17 protein-coding genes and 1 pseudogene are annotated in these 16,367 nt (G+C 66.7%); 14 read left to right on the forward strand and 4 right to left on the reverse strand.

Annotated features, from left to right (window positions below):
- Positions 1-867: pseudogene (locus VGD28_RS12305) on the reverse strand (chemotaxis protein); the annotation flags it as partial.
- A 181-nt stretch (positions 868-1,048) separates the two neighbouring features.
- Between VGD28_RS12305 and sdhC the strand changes: the two are divergent.
- Genes sdhC through sdhA form a run of 3 tightly spaced genes read left to right on the forward strand, consistent with a single transcriptional unit; the run spans position 1,049 to position 3,710 of the window.
- Positions 1,049-1,513, forward strand: coding sequence for a succinate dehydrogenase, cytochrome b556 subunit (sdhC, locus tag VGD28_RS12310; protein ID WP_331028638.1), 465 nt, complete (start codon positions 1,049-1,051; stop codon positions 1,511-1,513).
- Positions 1,513-1,908, forward strand: coding sequence for a succinate dehydrogenase, hydrophobic membrane anchor protein (gene sdhD / locus VGD28_RS12315; protein ID WP_331028639.1), 396 nt, complete (start codon positions 1,513-1,515; stop codon positions 1,906-1,908). Before sdhC ends, sdhD begins: the two co-directional genes overlap by 1 nt.
- A complete protein-coding gene (sdhA, locus tag VGD28_RS12320; RefSeq protein ID WP_331028640.1) occupies positions 1,908-3,710 on the forward strand; it encodes a succinate dehydrogenase flavoprotein subunit in 1,803 nt (600 codons plus the stop codon). The genes sdhD and sdhA overlap by 1 nt, the downstream gene beginning before the upstream one ends.
- 41 nt (positions 3,711-3,751) lie before the next feature.
- On the opposite strand, the gene VGD28_RS12325 is transcribed toward sdhA, so the two are convergent.
- Together VGD28_RS12325 and VGD28_RS12330 are read right to left on the reverse strand one after the other, a co-directional pair.
- Entirely contained in the window at positions 3,752-4,087 is a 336-nt protein-coding gene (locus VGD28_RS12325) for a type II toxin-antitoxin system RelE/ParE family toxin (RefSeq protein WP_331028641.1), read from the reverse strand.
- Positions 4,084-4,326: a type II toxin-antitoxin system ParD family antitoxin gene (locus tag VGD28_RS12330; RefSeq protein ID WP_331028642.1), complete on the reverse strand. Its 243-nt coding sequence runs from the start codon at positions 4,324-4,326 to the stop codon at positions 4,084-4,086. The genes VGD28_RS12325 and VGD28_RS12330 overlap by 4 nt, the downstream gene beginning before the upstream one ends.
- 113 nt (positions 4,327-4,439) lie before the next feature.
- On the opposite strand from VGD28_RS12330, the gene VGD28_RS12335 reads away from it, so the two are divergent.
- From VGD28_RS12335 to zapE, 6 genes are all read left to right on the forward strand, one after another.
- Positions 4,440-5,420, forward strand: coding sequence for a C13 family peptidase (locus VGD28_RS12335; protein ID WP_331028643.1), 981 nt, complete (start codon positions 4,440-4,442; stop codon positions 5,418-5,420).
- 34 nt (positions 5,421-5,454) lie between these two features.
- Positions 5,455-6,018: an ATP-dependent Clp protease proteolytic subunit gene (locus tag VGD28_RS12340; RefSeq protein WP_331028644.1), complete on the forward strand. Its 564-nt coding sequence runs from the start codon at positions 5,455-5,457 to the stop codon at positions 6,016-6,018.
- Positions 6,019-6,132: 114 nt separating this feature from the next.
- A complete protein-coding gene (locus VGD28_RS12345; RefSeq protein WP_331028645.1) occupies positions 6,133-6,915 on the forward strand; it encodes a succinate dehydrogenase iron-sulfur subunit in 783 nt (260 codons plus the stop codon).
- Positions 6,912-7,862, forward strand: a complete 951-nt coding sequence (locus tag VGD28_RS12350; RefSeq protein ID WP_331028646.1) for an MBL fold metallo-hydrolase — start codon at positions 6,912-6,914, stop codon at positions 7,860-7,862. The genes VGD28_RS12345 and VGD28_RS12350 overlap by 4 nt, the downstream gene beginning before the upstream one ends.
- Positions 7,859-8,308, forward strand: coding sequence for a PaaI family thioesterase (locus tag VGD28_RS12355; RefSeq protein WP_331028647.1), 450 nt, complete (start codon positions 7,859-7,861; stop codon positions 8,306-8,308). The genes VGD28_RS12350 and VGD28_RS12355 overlap by 4 nt, the downstream gene beginning before the upstream one ends.
- On the forward strand, positions 8,305-9,417 hold the full coding sequence (gene zapE, locus VGD28_RS12360) for a cell division protein ZapE (RefSeq protein ID WP_331028648.1): 1,113 nt from the start codon (positions 8,305-8,307) through the stop codon (positions 9,415-9,417). Before VGD28_RS12355 ends, zapE begins: the two co-directional genes overlap by 4 nt.
- Before the next feature lie 163 nt (positions 9,418-9,580).
- Here zapE and VGD28_RS12365 read toward each other — a convergent pair whose 3' ends face one another.
- Positions 9,581-10,090, reverse strand: a complete 510-nt coding sequence (locus VGD28_RS12365; RefSeq protein ID WP_331028649.1) for a winged helix-turn-helix transcriptional regulator — start codon at positions 10,088-10,090, stop codon at positions 9,581-9,583.
- A 94-nt stretch (positions 10,091-10,184) separates the two neighbouring features.
- Here VGD28_RS12365 and VGD28_RS12370 point away from each other — a divergent pair, with 94 nt between their 5' ends.
- From VGD28_RS12370 to VGD28_RS12390, 5 genes are all read left to right on the forward strand, one after another.
- The gene (locus VGD28_RS12370; RefSeq protein ID WP_331028650.1) at positions 10,185-10,604 is read left to right on the forward strand and encodes a VOC family protein; all 420 of its coding nucleotides are present in this window, start codon (positions 10,185-10,187) and stop codon (positions 10,602-10,604) included.
- Between the two features lie 233 nt (positions 10,605-10,837).
- Positions 10,838-11,800 carry a malate dehydrogenase gene (mdh, locus tag VGD28_RS12375; RefSeq protein ID WP_331028651.1) on the forward strand — a complete coding sequence of 321 codons (963 nt, stop codon included), beginning with the start codon at positions 10,838-10,840 and terminating at the stop codon, positions 11,798-11,800.
- Positions 11,801-11,807: 7 nt separating this feature from the next.
- A complete protein-coding gene (locus VGD28_RS12380; protein WP_331028652.1) occupies positions 11,808-12,389 on the forward strand; it encodes a hypothetical protein in 582 nt (193 codons plus the stop codon).
- Positions 12,390-13,274: a succinate--CoA ligase subunit alpha gene (sucD, locus tag VGD28_RS12385; RefSeq protein WP_331028653.1), complete on the forward strand. Its 885-nt coding sequence runs from the start codon at positions 12,390-12,392 to the stop codon at positions 13,272-13,274.
- A 100-nt stretch (positions 13,275-13,374) separates the two neighbouring features.
- Positions 13,375-16,341 (forward strand): 2-oxoglutarate dehydrogenase E1 component, encoded by a 2,967-nt coding sequence (locus tag VGD28_RS12390; RefSeq protein ID WP_331028654.1) that lies wholly within the window; start codon positions 13,375-13,377, stop codon positions 16,339-16,341.
- Positions 16,342-16,367 lie beyond the last annotated feature (26 nt).

Below are 16,367 nucleotides of genomic sequence, written 5' to 3' on the forward strand. Positions count from 1 at the left end.
TTCGATCGACTTGGCGTGGTCGCTGAGCATCTCGCTCATCGCCACCGCCTCGCCCGCCTGCGCCGACGCGCGCGTCGCGATCCCGGCCGCGGCCTCGACCTCGCTGCGCGCATCCTCGATCGCGCGGATCAGCCCCGCCGCGGTATGCGCCGCCTCGCGCATCGCCACCGCCGACTGCTCCGCCGCCGCCGCGACCTCCGATGCCTTGCCCAACATCCCGCGGGTCGCGCCCGAGGTCAGCGTCGCCTGCGCGCGCAGCGCCTCGCCGTCGCGGGTCGCCTGCTCCACCGTGGTGCCGATCGAATCGCGGAACTCCGCCGCCAGCCGGTCGCGCTCGGCGCGGGCGTTGTATTCGTAATAGGCCGAATAGAGCGCGGTATAGACCTCGCACTCCATCGAACGCAGGCGGAAAAGCAGGTCGATCGTCGGCGAAAGTTCGGGCGAGCCGCCGAGCCGCCGGTTGAGGATTTCGAGCGTCGCGCGCCCGCCAGCGTCGGTCATCGACAGGATCGCGGTCAGCGACACGTCCTGCGCATAGGCAGCCGCGACCGTGCGTTCGGCCGACTGCACCCAATCGAGCCCGGCCAGATTGGTATAGCGGTTGCGCAGATAGGCGATGCCCAGCTCGATCATGCGGTCATGGTCGTGCTGGGCGATCGTCTTGCGATCGCCATAGAAACGCTGCCACTGTTCCCAGTGCGCCGCCGCGACCACCGCCGCATCGGGCTCGAGCACGGCCCAGAGCTGGCGCGCCAGGGCATGATCGGCATCGGTCAGGTCGAACAGGCGCAAGCGCTCGCGCAGGTCGATCGTCGGGCTGACGCTTCCCACCGGTGGCATCTGCTTGCTCGATGCGGATTCGCTCACGATTCGACCCTTGTTGAATTGCCCGATTGCCGAGAGACATCCCCGACCCTTTCGCCGGACTAAGGGAGAAGGGTTAAAGCAGGGTTAGCCAGAGGGTCAGGACCTAGCCATCCGCCTTGCAGCTTGCATCGACCGCCGCTCTGTCTCATTAGGCGCGCAATTCGACAGGGGAACCTTGGCCTTGGCATCCGCCCGCAACGCAAACCGCCCGCTCTCGCCGCATCTCCAGGTCTGGAAATGGGGCCCGCACATGCTGGTCTCGATCCTGCACCGCGTCACCGGCTCCGGCATGGCGACGGTCGGCGTGATCGTCTTCCTCGCCTGGCTCGGCGCGCTGGCAGGCGGCAAGGAATGCTATGCGTGGTTCATGGACCTGCTGACGGTGAAATCGGGCGCGCCCAACATCGCGGGCTACATCCTCGGCATCGGCCTGACGCTCAGCTTCTTCCAGCACATGATGACCGGCATCCGCCATCTGGTGATGGACACCGGCGCGGCGTTCGAGCTCAAGGCCAACAAGCGCTTCGCGATCCTGACGATGGTCGTGTCGGTGGCGCTGACCGTGCTGCTGTGGGGTTATCTGAGCTATGACCGGCTGGTCGCGCCGCCGGCCGCGAATGCGCCGATCCAGGTGGAGACGAAGTAATGGGCAACGGAACCAGCATCGGCCGCGTCCGCGGCCTCGGCTCGGCGCATGAGGGCACGCACCATTGGGTGGAGCAACGGCTCACCGCCGGATCGAACCTGCTGCTCATGCTGTGGCTGATCGCCAGCCTCGTGCTGCTGCCCAAGCTCGATTACGCCACGGTGCAGACGTGGCTCGCCTCGCCGCTCGCCGCGGTGCCGATGATCCTGCTGGTGATCAGCGTCTTCTATCACCTGCGGATGGGCCTTCAGGTGGTGATCGAGGACTATCAGCATGACGAGACGCGCATCGTGCTGATGACGTTGCTCAACTTCTTCGCGATCGCCGCCGCCGTCTTCGCGATCTTCTCGATCCTCAAGATCGCCTTCACCGCCACCACCGGAGCCGCCGCCTGATGTCCGCCGCCTACAAGATCATCGACCATACCTATGACGCGGTGGTCGTGGGCGCGGGCGGATCGGGCCTGCGCGCGACCATGGGCTGCGCCGAGGCCGGCCTCAAGACCGCGTGCATCACCAAGGTGTTCCCGACCCGCTCGCACACCGTCGCCGCGCAGGGCGGCATCGCCGCGAGCCTCGGCAACAACTCGCCGGACCACTGGACCTGGCACATGTTCGACACCGTCAAGGGCTCGGACTGGCTCGGCGACCAGGACGCGATCGAGTATATGGTGCGCGAGGCGCCCGCGGCGGTGATCGAGCTCGAGCATGCCGGCGTGCCGTTCAGCCGCAACGACAACGGCACGATCTATCAGCGCCCGTTCGGCGGCCATATGCAGAATATGGGCGAAGGCCCGCCGGTGCAGCGCACTTGCGCCGCCGCCGACCGCACCGGCCACGCCATGCTCCACGCGCTCTACCAGCAGAGCCTGAAGTATGACGCGGACTTCTACATCGAATATTTCGCGCTCGACCTGATCATGGAGAACGGGGCCTGCCGCGGCGTCATCGCCATGTGCATGGAGGACGGCTCGATCCACCGCTTCCGCAGCCACGCCGTGGTGCTGGCGACCGGCGGCGGCGGCCGCGTCTATCAGTCGGCGACCTCGGCGCATACCTGCACCGGCGACGGCAACGGCATGGCGCTGCGCGCCGGCCTCGCGCTGCAGGACATGGAGTTCGTCCAGTTCCACCCGACCGGCATCTACGGCGCGGGCGTGCTGATCACCGAGGGTGCGCGCGGCGAAGGTGGCTACCTCACCAACTCCGAGGGCGAGCGCTTCATGGAGCGCTACGCCCCCTCGGCCAAGGATCTCGCCAGCCGCGACGTGGTCGCGCGCTCGATGGCGATGGAGATCCGCGAGGGTCGCGGCGTCGGCAAGGAGAAGGACCATATCTTCCTTCACCTCGACCATATCGATCCCAAGGTGCTGGCCGAGCGCCTGCCCGGCATCACCGAGACCGGCAAGATCTTCGCGGGCGTCGACCTGACCAAGAAGCCGCTGCCGGTGGTGCCGACGGTCCACTACAATATGGGCGGCATCCCGACCAACTATCATGGCGAGGTCGTGCAGCTGCGCGACGGCAACCCCGATGCGGTCGTCGCTGGCCTGTTCGCGGTGGGCGAAGCGGCCTGCGTGTCGGTGCACGGCGCCAACCGCCTCGGCTCCAACTCGCTGATCGACCTCGTCGTGTTCGGCCGCGCCACCGGCCTGCGCCTCAAGGAGACGCTCAAGCCCAACACGCCGCACAATCCGCTACCCAAGGGCTCGGAGGAGTTCGCGCTCACCCGCCTCGACCATTTCCGCAACGCCAAGGGCGGCTCGCCCACCGCGGAGATCCGCAAGGACATGCAGAAGACGATGCAGCGCCACTGCGCCGTGTTCCGCGACAGCGCGCTTCTCGCCGAGGGCGTCCAGCACATGGACCAGGTCTACAAGCGGATGGAGGACATCGACGTCACCGACCGCTCGCTGATCTGGAACACCGACCTGATCGAGACGCTCGAGCTCGACAATCTGATCGGCCAGGCGCTGGTGACGATCAAGGGCGCCGAGAACCGCAAGGAAAGCCGCGGCGCGCACATGCACGAGGATTTCCCGGATCGCGATGATGCGAACTGGATGAAGCACACCGTGGCGACGTTCGACGGCTGGGGCGGCAAGGGCGGCTCGACCACGATCGATTATCGGCCTGTGCACGAATACACGCTCACCGACGAGGTCGAATACATCAAGCCGAAGAAGCGGGTGTATTGAGTTGAGAGTGCCGGTCGCAGCCCTGCGACCGGTACGATCCGTCAGATCTCAGGCCGATATTCTACGCTCGCGCCTTGCAACGTCGCGCGAGCGCTCGCGACATCCATGCGCTCATGCATGATACGCACGATCAGAACGGCATCATCGCGCGTTCGATAGTAGATGTTGTGTGATCCGCTGCGCCATTTGCGCAAGCCGGGCGACACATTGGCTTGATCGCTGCCCGCGAGCGGCATCGCGGCGATTTGATCGATCGTATCGGCGATCGCATCAAGATACAGCTTCGCTTGAATCCTTCCCCAATGCGCGTCGGAATAGTCGCCGATCTCGCGCAAGTCGGATTGCGTCTGTGGCCGTATGTCGATCCGGCGCTTCAAGCGTCAGAGTACCGCTCTTCGATCCAGGCCCGCATGTTGAACGGAACGGCCGGCCCGCTCTCATCCCCCTGACGGATCGCTTCACGCAGTGCGTCCAATCGGCGCTGTTCATCCTCCAGCAGCCGCAATCCCGCGCGGATTACCTCGCTGGTCGATCCATAACGGCCCGATTCAACCTGCTCAGCGGCAAAGGCCAGGAAGTGCTCGCCGAGGGCGACGGAAGTGTTCTTCGCAACCATTCTCAGAATGTACCAAATTCTGGTATCGCATTTAATGCCGCACACCGCTTGACGATCCCCCCATCGCATCCCCAACTTGCCCGAACATCTCCGGGGGGAAGTCGATGCGCTCGATGTTGCTGCCGTTGGTCGTCTCGCTTGCGTTTCTCTGCGCGCCCGCGGCTTCGCAGGTCTACACCCCACCCCAGCACACCGCCCCGCCCCCGCCCGGTATCGCCCGCTCGACTCCCTTCGAGATCGTCCAGCAGGCCGATGCCGGCACCCAGATCGAGCGCGACCGCCCTGCCCGCCACGCGCTTGCCGAACATCGCCGTCTGGCCAGGGCGCTCGCCACGCTGCTCCCGCACCGCAAGGGGGTGATCGACGCCTATGTCCTGTCGGTCGCGCTCGACAGCGATCCGGTGTTCGGGCGCGAGGCGCGCGAGGCGGGCAAGGTGCTGTCGCGCCGCTATGGCGCGGCGGGCCGCGCGCTGGTGCTCGGCGGCTCCGATGGGTCGGCCCCCAGCCCGCTGCCGATGGGGTCTCCGGCCAATCTGGAGGCCGCGCTCGCGCGCATCGCCGAGCTGATGGACCCGGCCGAGGACGTGCTGATCCTCTATGCCACCAGCCACGGCGCGCCGTTCGGCGTCGTCTATAACGACGGCAATGAAGGCTATGGCGCGGTCTCGCCCAACCGGCTGGCGCGGCTCCTCGATACGCTGGGGATCCACCGCCGGCTGCTGATCGTCAACGCCTGCTATTCGGGGGTGTTCGTGCCCGTCCTCTCGGGCCCGCAGACGATGGTCGTCAGCGCCGCGGCCTCCGATCGTTCCTCCTTCGGCTGCGTCGCGGAGAATGACTGGACCTTCTTCGGCGACGCGCTGATCAACCGCGCGCTGCGCAAGCCCCAGCCGCTCGATCCCGCGATCGTCGAGGCGATGACGCTGATCTCCGGATGGGAGCGGCAGGGCAACCTCAAGCCTTCGATACCCCAGATCAGCACCGGTGTGGAGGTTCAGCAATGGCTCGCGCCGCTCGAGGCGCGGATGCCGAAGGTCGCAACCCAGCCGGTCGGGCGTCCCTCGGTGGACAGCCTCGGCGCGCTGCAACGCTAGGGAACCGCGGTGCGGCGCCGCTGGTTGCGCGCATATGACCGACGCTTCCCGCTATCCGCTGCTCGCACGCCCGCACGTCAATCTCAACGGCTCGGTCGATCACGCGATGGTCGCCGATTTTCGCAGCCAGCTCGCCGCGGCGCCCGCCGAGGGAACGCTGGTCGTCGCGCTCTCCACCCTCGGCGGCGATCCCGAGGCGGCGCGGCTGATCGGGGACGAGATCCGCCTGATCCGCGACTATACCGGGCGCGAATTCCTGTTTCTGGGCAAGGTCGCGGTCTATTCCGCGGGCGCGACCCTCATGGCGCACTTCCCGGCCGAGAAGCGCTTCCTCACCCGCGGCACGCGCATCATGGTCCATGAGCGCCAGCTCACCACCGACATCCATCTCTCCGGCCCGCTCAAGTCGCTCCCGGCGACGCTCAAGGCCAAGCTCAACGAGATCGAGGAGTCGATCCGCATCGAGGAAGAGGGGTTCCGCGACCTGATCGCGGGATCGAACATCAGCTTCGACGAGGTTGAGAAGCGGGCGCCCGCCAATTGGTATATCGAGGCCGAGGAAGCGCGCGAGCTCGGTCTGGTCCTCGACATCATCTGAGCGGCGGCAATCGAAGCGTTTGCAGCACCGCCCCCGCTTATGTATCTGACCCTCCAAATCGAGGGGCCCGGTACTGTCGCGCCGCGCTCCAGCAGACACGGTACGGGGTTTCACATGGCTGATTTCGTCCTTCCCAAGAACAGCAGGATCACAAAGGGCAAGAGCCATCCCGCCCCCGCGGGCGCGGGCCGCACCAAGACCTTCACCATCTACCGCTACGATCCCGACTCGGGCGAGAATCCGCGCTACGACAATTTCGTCATCGACCTCGACGATTGCGGGCCGATGGTCCTCGACGCGCTGATCAAGATCAAGTCGGAGGTCGATCCCTCGCTCACCTTCCGCCGCTCGTGCCGCGAAGGGATCTGCGGTTCGTGCTCGATGAACATGGACGGCAAGAACGGCCTCGCCTGCACCACCGCGATCGAGGACATCAAGGGCGATATCCGCATCACCCCGCTGCCCGCGATGGACGTGATCAAGGACCTCGTCCCCGATTTCACCCACTTCTACGCGCAATATGCCTCGATTCAGCCCTGGCTGAAGACCGTGTCGCCCGCTCCCTCGGGCAAGGAGCGGCTCCAGTCGCCGGAGGACCGCAACAAGCTCGACGGCCTCTACGAGTGCATCCTGTGCGCCTGCTGCTCGACCAGCTGCCCGAGCTACTGGTGGAACAGCGACCGCTTCCTCGGCCCGGCGATCCTGCTCCAGGCCTATCGCTGGCTCGCCGACAGCCGCGACGAGGCGACCGGCGACCGGCTCGACGAGCTCGAGGATCCGTTCCGCCTCTATCGCTGCCACACGATCATGAACTGCGCGAACGTCTGCCCCAAGGGCCTGTCGCCCGCCAAGGCGATCGCAGAGATCAAGAAGATGGAAGCCGAGCGCATCGTTTGATCGCGCGCGCCGCCCTCGCCCTGCTGATCGCGCTGGCGCTTCCCGCCGCGGCGCAGGAAAGCGAGCCGGTCGCGCCCGGCATCTGGCTGATCGAGGGCGGCCATGAGCCGGGCCGCCAGCCCGACGGCAATTCCGTTCTGATCGAGGGGCCGCACGGCCTGCTGCTCGTCGATACCGGCCGCCATGCCAGCCATGCCGACAAGATCGAGGCGGCGATCGCCGCGCGCGGCAAGCCGCTCGTGCGGATCGTCAACACCCATTGGCATCTCGATCATGTCAGCGGCAATCTGACGCTCAAGGCGAAGCATCCCGGGGTGCGCGTCTCGGCGAGCGACGCGATCGACGAAGCGCTCACCGGTTTCCTGAAGCGCAGCGCCGATTCCGCCCGCCCCGCGCTCGAGGCCGGCAAGATCCCCGAACCGATGGCGAGCGAGGTGCGCGGCGATCTCGCGACTTACGCGCGAGGAAGCGAGCTGCGGCCGGACGATGCGGTCCGCAAGGACGTCACCATCGATGCGGGCGGGCGAAAGCTTGAGCTGAGGCTTGCCCGTCATGCCGCCACGGCGGGCGACGTCTGGCTCTACGATCCGTCGAGCCGGGTGCTCGTCGCCGGTGATCTCGTCACCGATCCCGTCCCGTTCCTCGACACCGCCTGCCCCGCTGGCTGGCTGAGGGCGCTCGATGCCCTTGCCGCGACGCCGTTCGTCACCCTGATCCCGGGACATGGCAAGCCGATGAGCCGGCTCGTCTTCCAAAGCTGGCAATCCCGGTTCGCACGCTTTCTCGATTGCGCGCGCGGGAAGCTCAAGCCGAGCTATTGCACCACCCAGATGTTCGACTCGACCAGCCGCGAGGTGCCGGCCGACCAATTGCGCGTGCTCACTATGGGTTCCTATTACGTCGAACGCATACGCAGCGGCGAGCTGGACAAGAACTGCCCAAGATGACCGATAGCCCCTTCGTCTATGGCGACGATCCCGACCTTCCCGGATGGAAGCGCTGGGAGCTGCGCGACCCGACCCGCTTCAACGGCTTTCTCGGCCCGCTCGCGGTCAGGCTGGTCGACGGCAAGGCGCTGGTGCGGATGGTGCCCGAGCGGCGCCACTCGAACCTGCGCGAATCCACCCATGGAGGGGCGCTGCTCGGCTTCATGGACGTCGCGCTGTTCGCCGCCGCGCGCAGCTTCGGCACGATCGACGCCGGCGGCGCGGTGACGCTCGACCTGTCGGCCCAGTTCATCGGCACCAGCACGATCGGCGAGCCGATCGTCGCCGAGGTCGAGCTGTTGCGCGAGACCGGCCGGATGCTGTTCATGCGCGGGCTGGTGAAGCAGGACGCCAACGTCCTCGCCAGCTTCTCCGGCACCGTCCGCAAATCCTCGCCAAAAGCATGACCAAGGTTCTCGAACGCTATCAGGCGCTGGTCGCCGCGGGCGAGCTTCGCGAGGATCCCGATCAGGCGGCCGCCGCGCGCCGCCTCGACACGCTCGCGCACGAGCTCGAACAGGGGCCGCGCAAGGGCAGCGTGCTGTGGCGCCTCGCCCGCCGCGCGCCCGAGGCGCCCAGGGGCGTCTATCTGTGGGGCGGCGTCGGCCGCGGCAAATCGATGCTGATGGACCTCTTGTTCCAGACGGTGAAGATCGACCGCAAGCGCCGCGTCCATTTCCACGAGTTCATGATCGAGGTCCACGCCCGCATCGCGCAGGAGCGCAAGAAGGAGGCCGGCGACCCGATCGTCCCCGTCGCCAAGGCGCTGACGGAGAATCTCCGCCTGCTCGCCTTCGACGAGATGGTGATCAACAACACCGCCGACGCGATGATCCTCAGCCGCTTGTTCACCGTGATGATGGCCGAGGGGCTGACGGTGGTCGCGACGTCCAACCGCCCGCCCGACGACCTCTACAAGGACGGGCTTCAGCGCGACAGCTTCCTGCCCTTCATCGCGCTGCTCAAGGACAAGCTCGATGTCGTGCCCTTGAACGGCCCGACCGACTATCGCCGCGACCGGCTCGGGCGGATGGACACCTGGCTGGTGCCCAACAACCCGGCCAACACCGCGACGCTCTCCGCCGCCTTCTTCCGCCTCACCGACTATCCGGTCGAGGACCGCGCCAACGTGCCGTCCGAGGATATCGAGGTGCAGGGCCGCACGCTGCATGTGCCCAAGAGCCTCAAGGGCGTTGCGGTCTTCTCGTTCAAGCGGCTGTGCGGCGAGGCGCGCGGCGCCGCCGACTATCTCGCCATCGCGCGCCGCTATCACACCGTGATCCTCGTCGGCATCCCGCGCCTCGGCCCCGAGAACCGTAACGTGGCCGCGCGCTTCGTCACGCTGATCGACGCGCTCTACGAGCACAGGGTCAAGCTGCTGGCGATGGCGGATGCGTCGCCGATGGGCCTCTACGCGCAAGGCGACGGCAAGTTCGAGTTCGAGCGCACCGTCAGCCGCCTGATGGAAATGCAGTCCGAGGAGTATCTGGCGCAGGGGCATGGGAGCGAAGCCTGAACCCTGAACGGATTGAGAAAATCCACGCCGGTGCATCGGAAATCCTCCCCCGCCGGGGGGAGGTGGCATGCGAAGCATGATGGAGGGGGAGGTCGGCGACGTTCTAGCGATGGGAGCCCCCTCAGCCGCCTCCCCCTGCCGGGGAGGATAGCACCGATCTATCCTACCCGACCACCGCCTTCGCCAGCACCTCCCCCCGCCCCGTCAGCCCATAGAGCGGCACCGGCGGGAACCGGTCCTCCAGCCGCCGCCGCACCAGCTTCCGCCCGATCATCGCCTGCAGCGTCAGCGACAGCGCGCGCGGCGTCACCGGCGACAGCCGCGCCTGCAGCGCGTTGAACCGCGTCCATTCGTCCTCCAGCCCGCCCGCGACCGGCAGGGTCCAGCGCGACAGGTCGGGCGCTTCCAGCCCCAGCCGCACGCGCACGTCCTCGATCCGCTCGCACGCCGCGCCGATCGCGCGCCCGGCTTCGCTCAGCACATATTCGGGGCGCAGCGGGTGGCCATGGCCGGGATTGGGCATCGCCCATCCTCGCTCGCGCAGATAGGCGAGCGTCCGCGTCAGGCTGTTGCGCGACAAGCCGAAACGCCGCTCGATCACCGCAAAGCGCGATCCCTGCTCGCGGCTCAGCAGCGCCAGCACCGGGATCGCCCAGCGGCTGGCGCTGAGCATTTGCAGAACGGCAGGCGAAGGAACCGGATCATCCACGGACTTGACCATTTCGCAATCTACTATACAAACGGAACAATAGATTCGGGAGGATGAAATGGCAAGCTCTGCAACGACCGAAGCCGCCACCGCCACGGCGATCGCCTATGACGGCGGCCTTACCTGCGCGCTCAACGTCACCAGCTTCGATCGTTCGATCGACTGGTACACGAACATCCTCGGCATGAAGCTGCTCTACCGCATGGACGAGATCGCGTGGTGCGAGCTCGAGACCAGCGTGGCGCGCGTCACGGTCGGCCTGTCGCAAGTCGAGAGCGTGCCGGCGGGCGGGGGCGCCACGCTCACCTTCGGCGTCCATGACATCGAGGCAGCCAAGGCATCGCTTGACGCCGCGGGCGTGCGGCAGGACGGCCCCATCGCCGACGTGCCCGGCATGGTCCGTTACCTCACCTTCTACGACCCCGACGGCAATGCACTGATGTTCTATCAGGACATGTCGGGCGCAGGCCCGGCTTGACAGGCCTGCGTAACAACATGTCACGCAATTCCCAACGCTGCGAAATTTCGCTATAGAAAGGCACCGAAAGCGGCCGCCGCGCATCGGCTATTGCAATTAATTCGCAAGTGCAAAGATTTCCTTGACAAGCACGATTCGGCTGTTGCCGCAGGGGTGCAAAGCGCCTAAGGCGCGGGCGTTCCCTGCGGCCCGGAGAGTCATGGAGCCGCCCAACCTTGTCTAGGGAGGCTCATTTGGCCCGCAAGAAGATCGCCCTTATCGGCGCCGGCAATATCGGCGGCACGCTCGCCCATCTCGCAGCGCTCAAGGGCCTCGGCGACATCGTCCTGTTCGACGTGGTCGAGGGCGTTCCGCAGGGCAAGGCGCTCGATCTGTCGCAGTGCGGCCCGGTCGAAGGCTTCGACGCCAGGATCACCGGCAGCAACGACTATGCCGACATCGCGGGCGCGGACGTCATCATCGTCACCGCCGGCGTCGCCCGCAAGCCGGGCATGAGCCGCGACGACCTGCTCGGCATCAACCTGAAGGTCATGAAGGCGGTCGGCGAGGGCATCGCCGCCAACGCCCCCGACGCGTTCGTCATCTGCAGCACCAACCCGCTCGACGCGATGGTGTGGGCGCTGCGCGAGTTCTCAGGGCTCCCGCACAACAAGGTCGTCGGCATGGCCGGCGTGCTGGACTCGGCGCGCTTCAGCCACTTCCTCGCGGAAGAGTTCCAGGTGTCGGTCAAGGAAGTGAACAGCTTCGTGCTCGGCGGCCATGGCGACACGATGGTCCCGGTGGTCGAATATTCGACCGTCGCGGGCATCCCGATCCCCGATCTCATCAAGATGGGCCGCTCGACCAAGGAGCGCATCGACGCGATTGTGCAGCGCACCCGTTCGGGCGGCGGCGAGATCGTCGGCCTGCTCAAGACCGGCTCGGCCTTCTACGCCCCCGCCACCAGCGGCATCGCGATGGCCGAAGCCTATCTCTACGACCAGAAGCGCCTGCTGCCCTGCGCCGCGCACCTGACTGGCCAGTACGGCGTCGATGACCTCTATGTCGGCGTTCCAGTGATCATCGGCGCCGGCGGCGTCGAGCAGGTCGTCGAGATCGAGCTGGACGCGGAGGCCAAGGCCAACCTCCAGGTCTCGGTCGACGCGGTCAAGGAACTGCTGGTCGCCTGCAAGGGCATCGACAGCTCGCTGGGCTAAGGATCTGGTGCCGGCACTCGCCGCCTTTGCATTGATCGCAGCGACGGTCGGAACGGCGCAGGCCAGCCCTGCGCCGTCGCCGTTGTTCGGCGCGTTCAAGGCGGCGTGCTTCGGCATCGACAAGTTCGACGGCATCAGCGCCGCGGCGACCGCCGCGGGCTGGACCGAGATCGCCGAGGCGCAGGCCGATCCGCGCGTCGTTGCGATCGTCGGCAAAGGCCGCGAGGCGATGCGCAAGGAAGCGCCCGAGGCCAAGGTCTCGGGCCAGATGTTCCGCCAGCGCTTCGACGGACGCGACGTGTGGCTGGTCACCAGTCGCATCCAGACCGGCAAGGGTGGCTGGGCCAATGGCTGCCGCGCCTATGATCTCGACGCCCCCGCCGCCCCGTCGCGCGAGGCGATCGACGGATGGGTCGGAACAGCACCAACCACCATTCAGGCCAACGGCACCGCCAGCAAGCGGCGCTGGGAGCCGTGGCAGCCGGGCGTCAGCCTCGAAATCACCTACGTGCCGCGCGGCCATCCGCTCGGCGCATCCTATGGTATCCAAGGGCTGGTTTTCGTCAGCCAATCAACCGGAGGTTTCTGAATGTCGATTCTGATCGACCGTAACACCAAGGTCATCACCCAGGGCATGACCGGCGACACCGGCACCTTCCACACCCAGCAGGCGCTGGCCTATGGCACGCAGATGGTCGGCGGCGTGACCCCGGGCAAGGGCGGCACTGAGCATATCGGCCTGCCCGTGTTCGACACCGTCGCCGAAGCCAAGGACAAGACCGGCGCCGACGCCTCGGTCATCTATGTTCCGCCGCCCTTCGCCGCGGACTCGATCCTCGAGGCGATCGACGCGGAGATCCCGCTGGTGGTGTGCATCACCGAGGGCATTCCGGTGCTCGACATGGTCAAGGTCAAGCGCGCGCTCAGCGGCTCGAAGACCCGCCTGATCGGCCCGAACTGCCCCGGCGTGCTGACCCCGAACCAGTGCAAGATCGGCATCATGCCGGGCAGCATCTTCTCCGAAGGCTCGGTGGGCGTTGTCTCGCGCTCGGGCACGCTTACCTATGAAGCCGTGTTCCAGACCACCAATGCGGGCCTTGGCCAGACCACCGCGGTCGGCATCGGCGGCGATCCCGTCAACGGCACCAACTTCATCGACGTGCTCGAGCTGTTCCTGGCCGACGAGGCGACCAAGTCGATCATCATGATCGGCGAGATCGGCGGCGACGCCGAGGAGCAGGCCGCCCAGTTCCTGATCGACGAGGCGAAGCGCGGCCGCAAGAAGCCGATGGCAGGCTTCATCGCGGGCCGCACGGCGCCTCCAGGCCGCCGCATGGGCCATGCCGGCGCGATCGTGTCGGGCGGCAAGGGCGATGCGGAGAGCAAGATCGCGGCGATGGAAGCCGCCGGCATCCGCGTTTCGGCATCGCCGAGCGAGCTCGGCTCGACGCTGGTCGAAGTGCTGAAGGGCTGACGGGGCCGTCGCCCCAGCGAAAGCTGGGGCCTCGTGCCGCAAGCGCGCGGCCAAAGGCTTGAGACCCCAGCTTTCGCTGGGGTGACGAAGGAATGAAGACATGGGCGCTGAGAGCCTGGATTTCGCTGACATCGCCGGTGGCGTGAGCCCCGCGTTCGTCGAGACGCTGTACGCCAAGTGGAAGGCGGACCCTTCGTCCGTCGAGGCTGGCTGGCGCGAGTGGTTCGACGGGCTCGAAGGCACCGTCAACGGCCCCAGCTGGGAGCGTCCCAACTGGCCGCTCAGCGACACCGACGCGCTCACCGCCGCGCTCGACCCGACGCAGATGGAGCCGGCGCCCAAGCCCGCCCGTGGCGGCACAGCCCCTGCACCGGCAGCGGCGCCCGCCGCCTCGGCCGCCGACATCGCGCGTGCCGCGAACGATTCGATCCGCGCGATGCTGCTGATCCGCACCTATCGCGTGCGCGGCCATCTCGCCGCCAACCTCGATCCGCTCGGCCTGTCGCACCAGAACCTGCCCGCCGACCTGACGCCCGAATATCACGGCTTCACCGCCGCCGATCTCGATCGCCCGATCTATCTCGGCGGCACGCTGGGCCTCGAAAAGGGCACGGTGCGCGAGATCGTCGAGATCCTGCGCCGCAATTACTGCGGCAATGTCGGCCTCGAATATATGCACATCGCCGATGTCGAGGAGCGCCGCTTCCTGCAGGAGCGCATGGAGGGCAAGGACAAGGCGATCGAGTTCACGCCCGAGGGCAAGAAGGCGATCCTGTCCAAGGTGATCGAAGCCGAGCAATGGGAGAAGTTCCTGGGCCGCAAGTACGTCGGCACCAAGCGCTTCGGCCTCGACGGCGGCGAATCGATGATCCCGGCGATGGAAGCGATCATCAAATATGGCGGCGCGCAGGGCGTGCGCGAGATCGTCTACGGCATGGCGCATCGCGGCCGCCTCAACATGCTCGGCACGGTGATGGCCAAGCCCTATCGCGTCATCTTCCACGAATTCGCCGGCGGCTCGGCCCATCCCGACGACATCGGCGGCTCGGGCGATGTGAAGTACCACCTCGGCACCAGCACCGACCGCGAGTTCGACGGCATCAACGTCCATATGTCGCTGGTCGCCAACCCCTCGCACCTCGAAGCAGTGGATCCAGTGGTGCTCGGCAAGGTCCGCGCGCAGCAGACCAACCGCAACGATCTCGAGGAGCATGAGCAGGTCCTGCCGGTGCTGATTCATGGCGACGCGGCGTTCGCGGGCCAGGGCATCGTCTGGGAGTGCCTCGGCTTCTCGGGCATCCGCGGCTACAATACCGGCGGCTGCATCCACTTCATCATCAACAACCAGATCGGCTTCACGACCAGCCCGCAATTCGCGCGCTCATCGCCCTATCCGTCGGATGTCGCCAAGGGTGTCCAGGCGCCGATCTTCCACGTCAATGGCGACGATCCCGAGGCGGTGACCTTCGCCTGCAAGATGGCGATCGAGTTCCGCCAGACCTTCAAGCGCGACATCGTCATCGACATGTGGTGCTACCGTCGCTTCGGCCACAACGAAGGCGACGAGCCCTCATTCACCCAGCCGCTGATGTACGCCAAGATCAAGGGCCATCCCGGCGTCAGCGACCTCTACGCCAAGCGGCTCGAGAGCGAAGGCGTCATCGACGGCGAATTCGCCAAGACCCAGGCGGCCGCCTTCACCGCGCATCTCGAGGACGAGTTCACCGCGGGCGCGAGCTATAAGGCGAACAAGGCCGACTGGTTCGGCGGCCGCTGGCAGGGCCTCGGCGCGCCGATGGATCCGGAGACCGCGCGCCGCAACATCGAGACCGGCATCGACAAGAAGCTCTTCGACAGTCTCGGCCGCACGCTGACCAGCGTTCCCGACGGCCTCACCCCGCACAAGACGTTGACCCGCGTGCTCGACGCCAAGGCAGCGATGTTCAAGTCGGGCGAGAATTTCGACTGGGCGACCGGCGAGGCGCTGGCCTTCGGCTCGCTGCTCTCGGAAGGCTATGGCGTGCGCCTGTCGGGCCAGGATTCGGGCCGCGGCACGTTCAGCCAGCGTCATGCCGTCTGGGTCGACCAGACCGACGAGCACAAATATGTGCCGCTGAACGAGATCCCGCACGGCCGGTTCGAGGTGCTCGACAGCCCACTCTCCGAGTACGGCGTGCTCGGCTTCGAGTACGGCTATGCGCTCGCCGATCCAAAGACGCTGGTGCTGTGGGAGGCGCAGTTCGGCGACTTCGTCAACGGCGCTCAGATCATGATCGACCAATTCATCGCCGCGGGCGAGGCCAAGTGGCTGCGCGCCAACGGCCTGGTGATGCTGCTCCCGCACGGCTATGAGGGCCAGGGCCCCGAGCACAGCTCGGCACGTCCCGAGCGCTTCCTCCAGCTCTGCGCGGGCGACAATATGCAGGTCGCGAACGTCACCACCCCGGCCAATTATTTCCACCTGCTGCGCCGGCAGATGCACCGCAACTTCCGCAAGCCGCTGGTCATCATGACGCCCAAGTCGCTGCTCCGCCACAAGCTGGCGGTCAGCAAGACCGAGGATTTCCTGGGCGAGACGCACTTCATGCGCATCCTCTCGGATCCCTCGGCGCCGGCGGACAAGGATGTGAAGCGCGTCGTGCTGTGCACCGGCAAGGTCGCCTACGACCTGATCGAGGCGCGCGACGCGGCGGGCGACAGGAACACCGCGATCATCCGCATCGAGCAGCTCTACCCCTTCCCCGGCGAGCCTTTGGTCAAGCGCCTCGCGCGCATGACCAATGTCGAGGAAGTGGTGTGGGCACAGGAGGAACCGAAGAACAACGGCTACTGGTTCTTCGTCGAACCCTATATCGAGGCATGCATGGTCGAGGCCGGTATCAAGCCGCAGCGCCCGCGCTACGCGGGCCGCACCCCGGCGGCATCGCCCGCCACGGGCCTGATGAAGCGCCACCAGGCTGAGCAGGGCGCGCTTGTCGCCGACGCGCTCGGCCACAATGTGCGCGAGGAAATCCGCCGCGCACGCAAGACCGAAGACACCAAGACCGCCGGCAAGGCCGGGGCGTAAGACTGATCCCCAGGAAGGACTGAACG

It is taken from the genome of Sphingomonas sp., from assembly GCF_036402235.1.
GTDB lineage: Bacteria > Pseudomonadota > Alphaproteobacteria > Sphingomonadales > Sphingomonadaceae > Sphingomonas.

What these genes read in the sequence shown, in the direction of transcription:
- sdhD (WP_331028639.1), top strand. Translation starts at nt 1,513, where the DNA reads ATGGGCAACGGAACCAGCATCGGCCGCGTCCGCGGCCTCGGCTCGGCG.
- sdhA (WP_331028640.1), top strand. Translation starts at nt 1,908, where the DNA reads ATGTCCGCCGCCTACAAGATCATCGACCATACCTATGACGCGGTGGTC.
- VGD28_RS12330 (WP_331028642.1), bottom strand. Translation starts at nt 4,326, where the DNA reads ATGGTTGCGAAGAACACTTCCGTCGCCCTCGGCGAGCACTTCCTGGCC.
- VGD28_RS12335 (WP_331028643.1), top strand. Translation starts at nt 4,440, where the DNA reads ATGTTGCTGCCGTTGGTCGTCTCGCTTGCGTTTCTCTGCGCGCCCGCG.
- VGD28_RS12340 (WP_331028644.1), top strand. Translation starts at nt 5,455, where the DNA reads ATGACCGACGCTTCCCGCTATCCGCTGCTCGCACGCCCGCACGTCAAT.
- VGD28_RS12345 (WP_331028645.1), top strand. Translation starts at nt 6,133, where the DNA reads ATGGCTGATTTCGTCCTTCCCAAGAACAGCAGGATCACAAAGGGCAAG.
- VGD28_RS12355 (WP_331028647.1), top strand. Translation starts at nt 7,859, where the DNA reads ATGACCGATAGCCCCTTCGTCTATGGCGACGATCCCGACCTTCCCGGA.
- zapE (WP_331028648.1), top strand. Translation starts at nt 8,305, where the DNA reads ATGACCAAGGTTCTCGAACGCTATCAGGCGCTGGTCGCCGCGGGCGAG.
- VGD28_RS12365 (WP_331028649.1), bottom strand. Translation starts at nt 10,090, where the DNA reads ATGCTCAGCGCCAGCCGCTGGGCGATCCCGGTGCTGGCGCTGCTGAGC.
- VGD28_RS12370 (WP_331028650.1), top strand. Translation starts at nt 10,185, where the DNA reads ATGGCAAGCTCTGCAACGACCGAAGCCGCCACCGCCACGGCGATCGCC.
- sucD (WP_331028653.1), top strand. Translation starts at nt 12,390, where the DNA reads ATGTCGATTCTGATCGACCGTAACACCAAGGTCATCACCCAGGGCATG.
- VGD28_RS12390 (WP_331028654.1), top strand. Translation starts at nt 13,375, where the DNA reads ATGGGCGCTGAGAGCCTGGATTTCGCTGACATCGCCGGTGGCGTGAGC.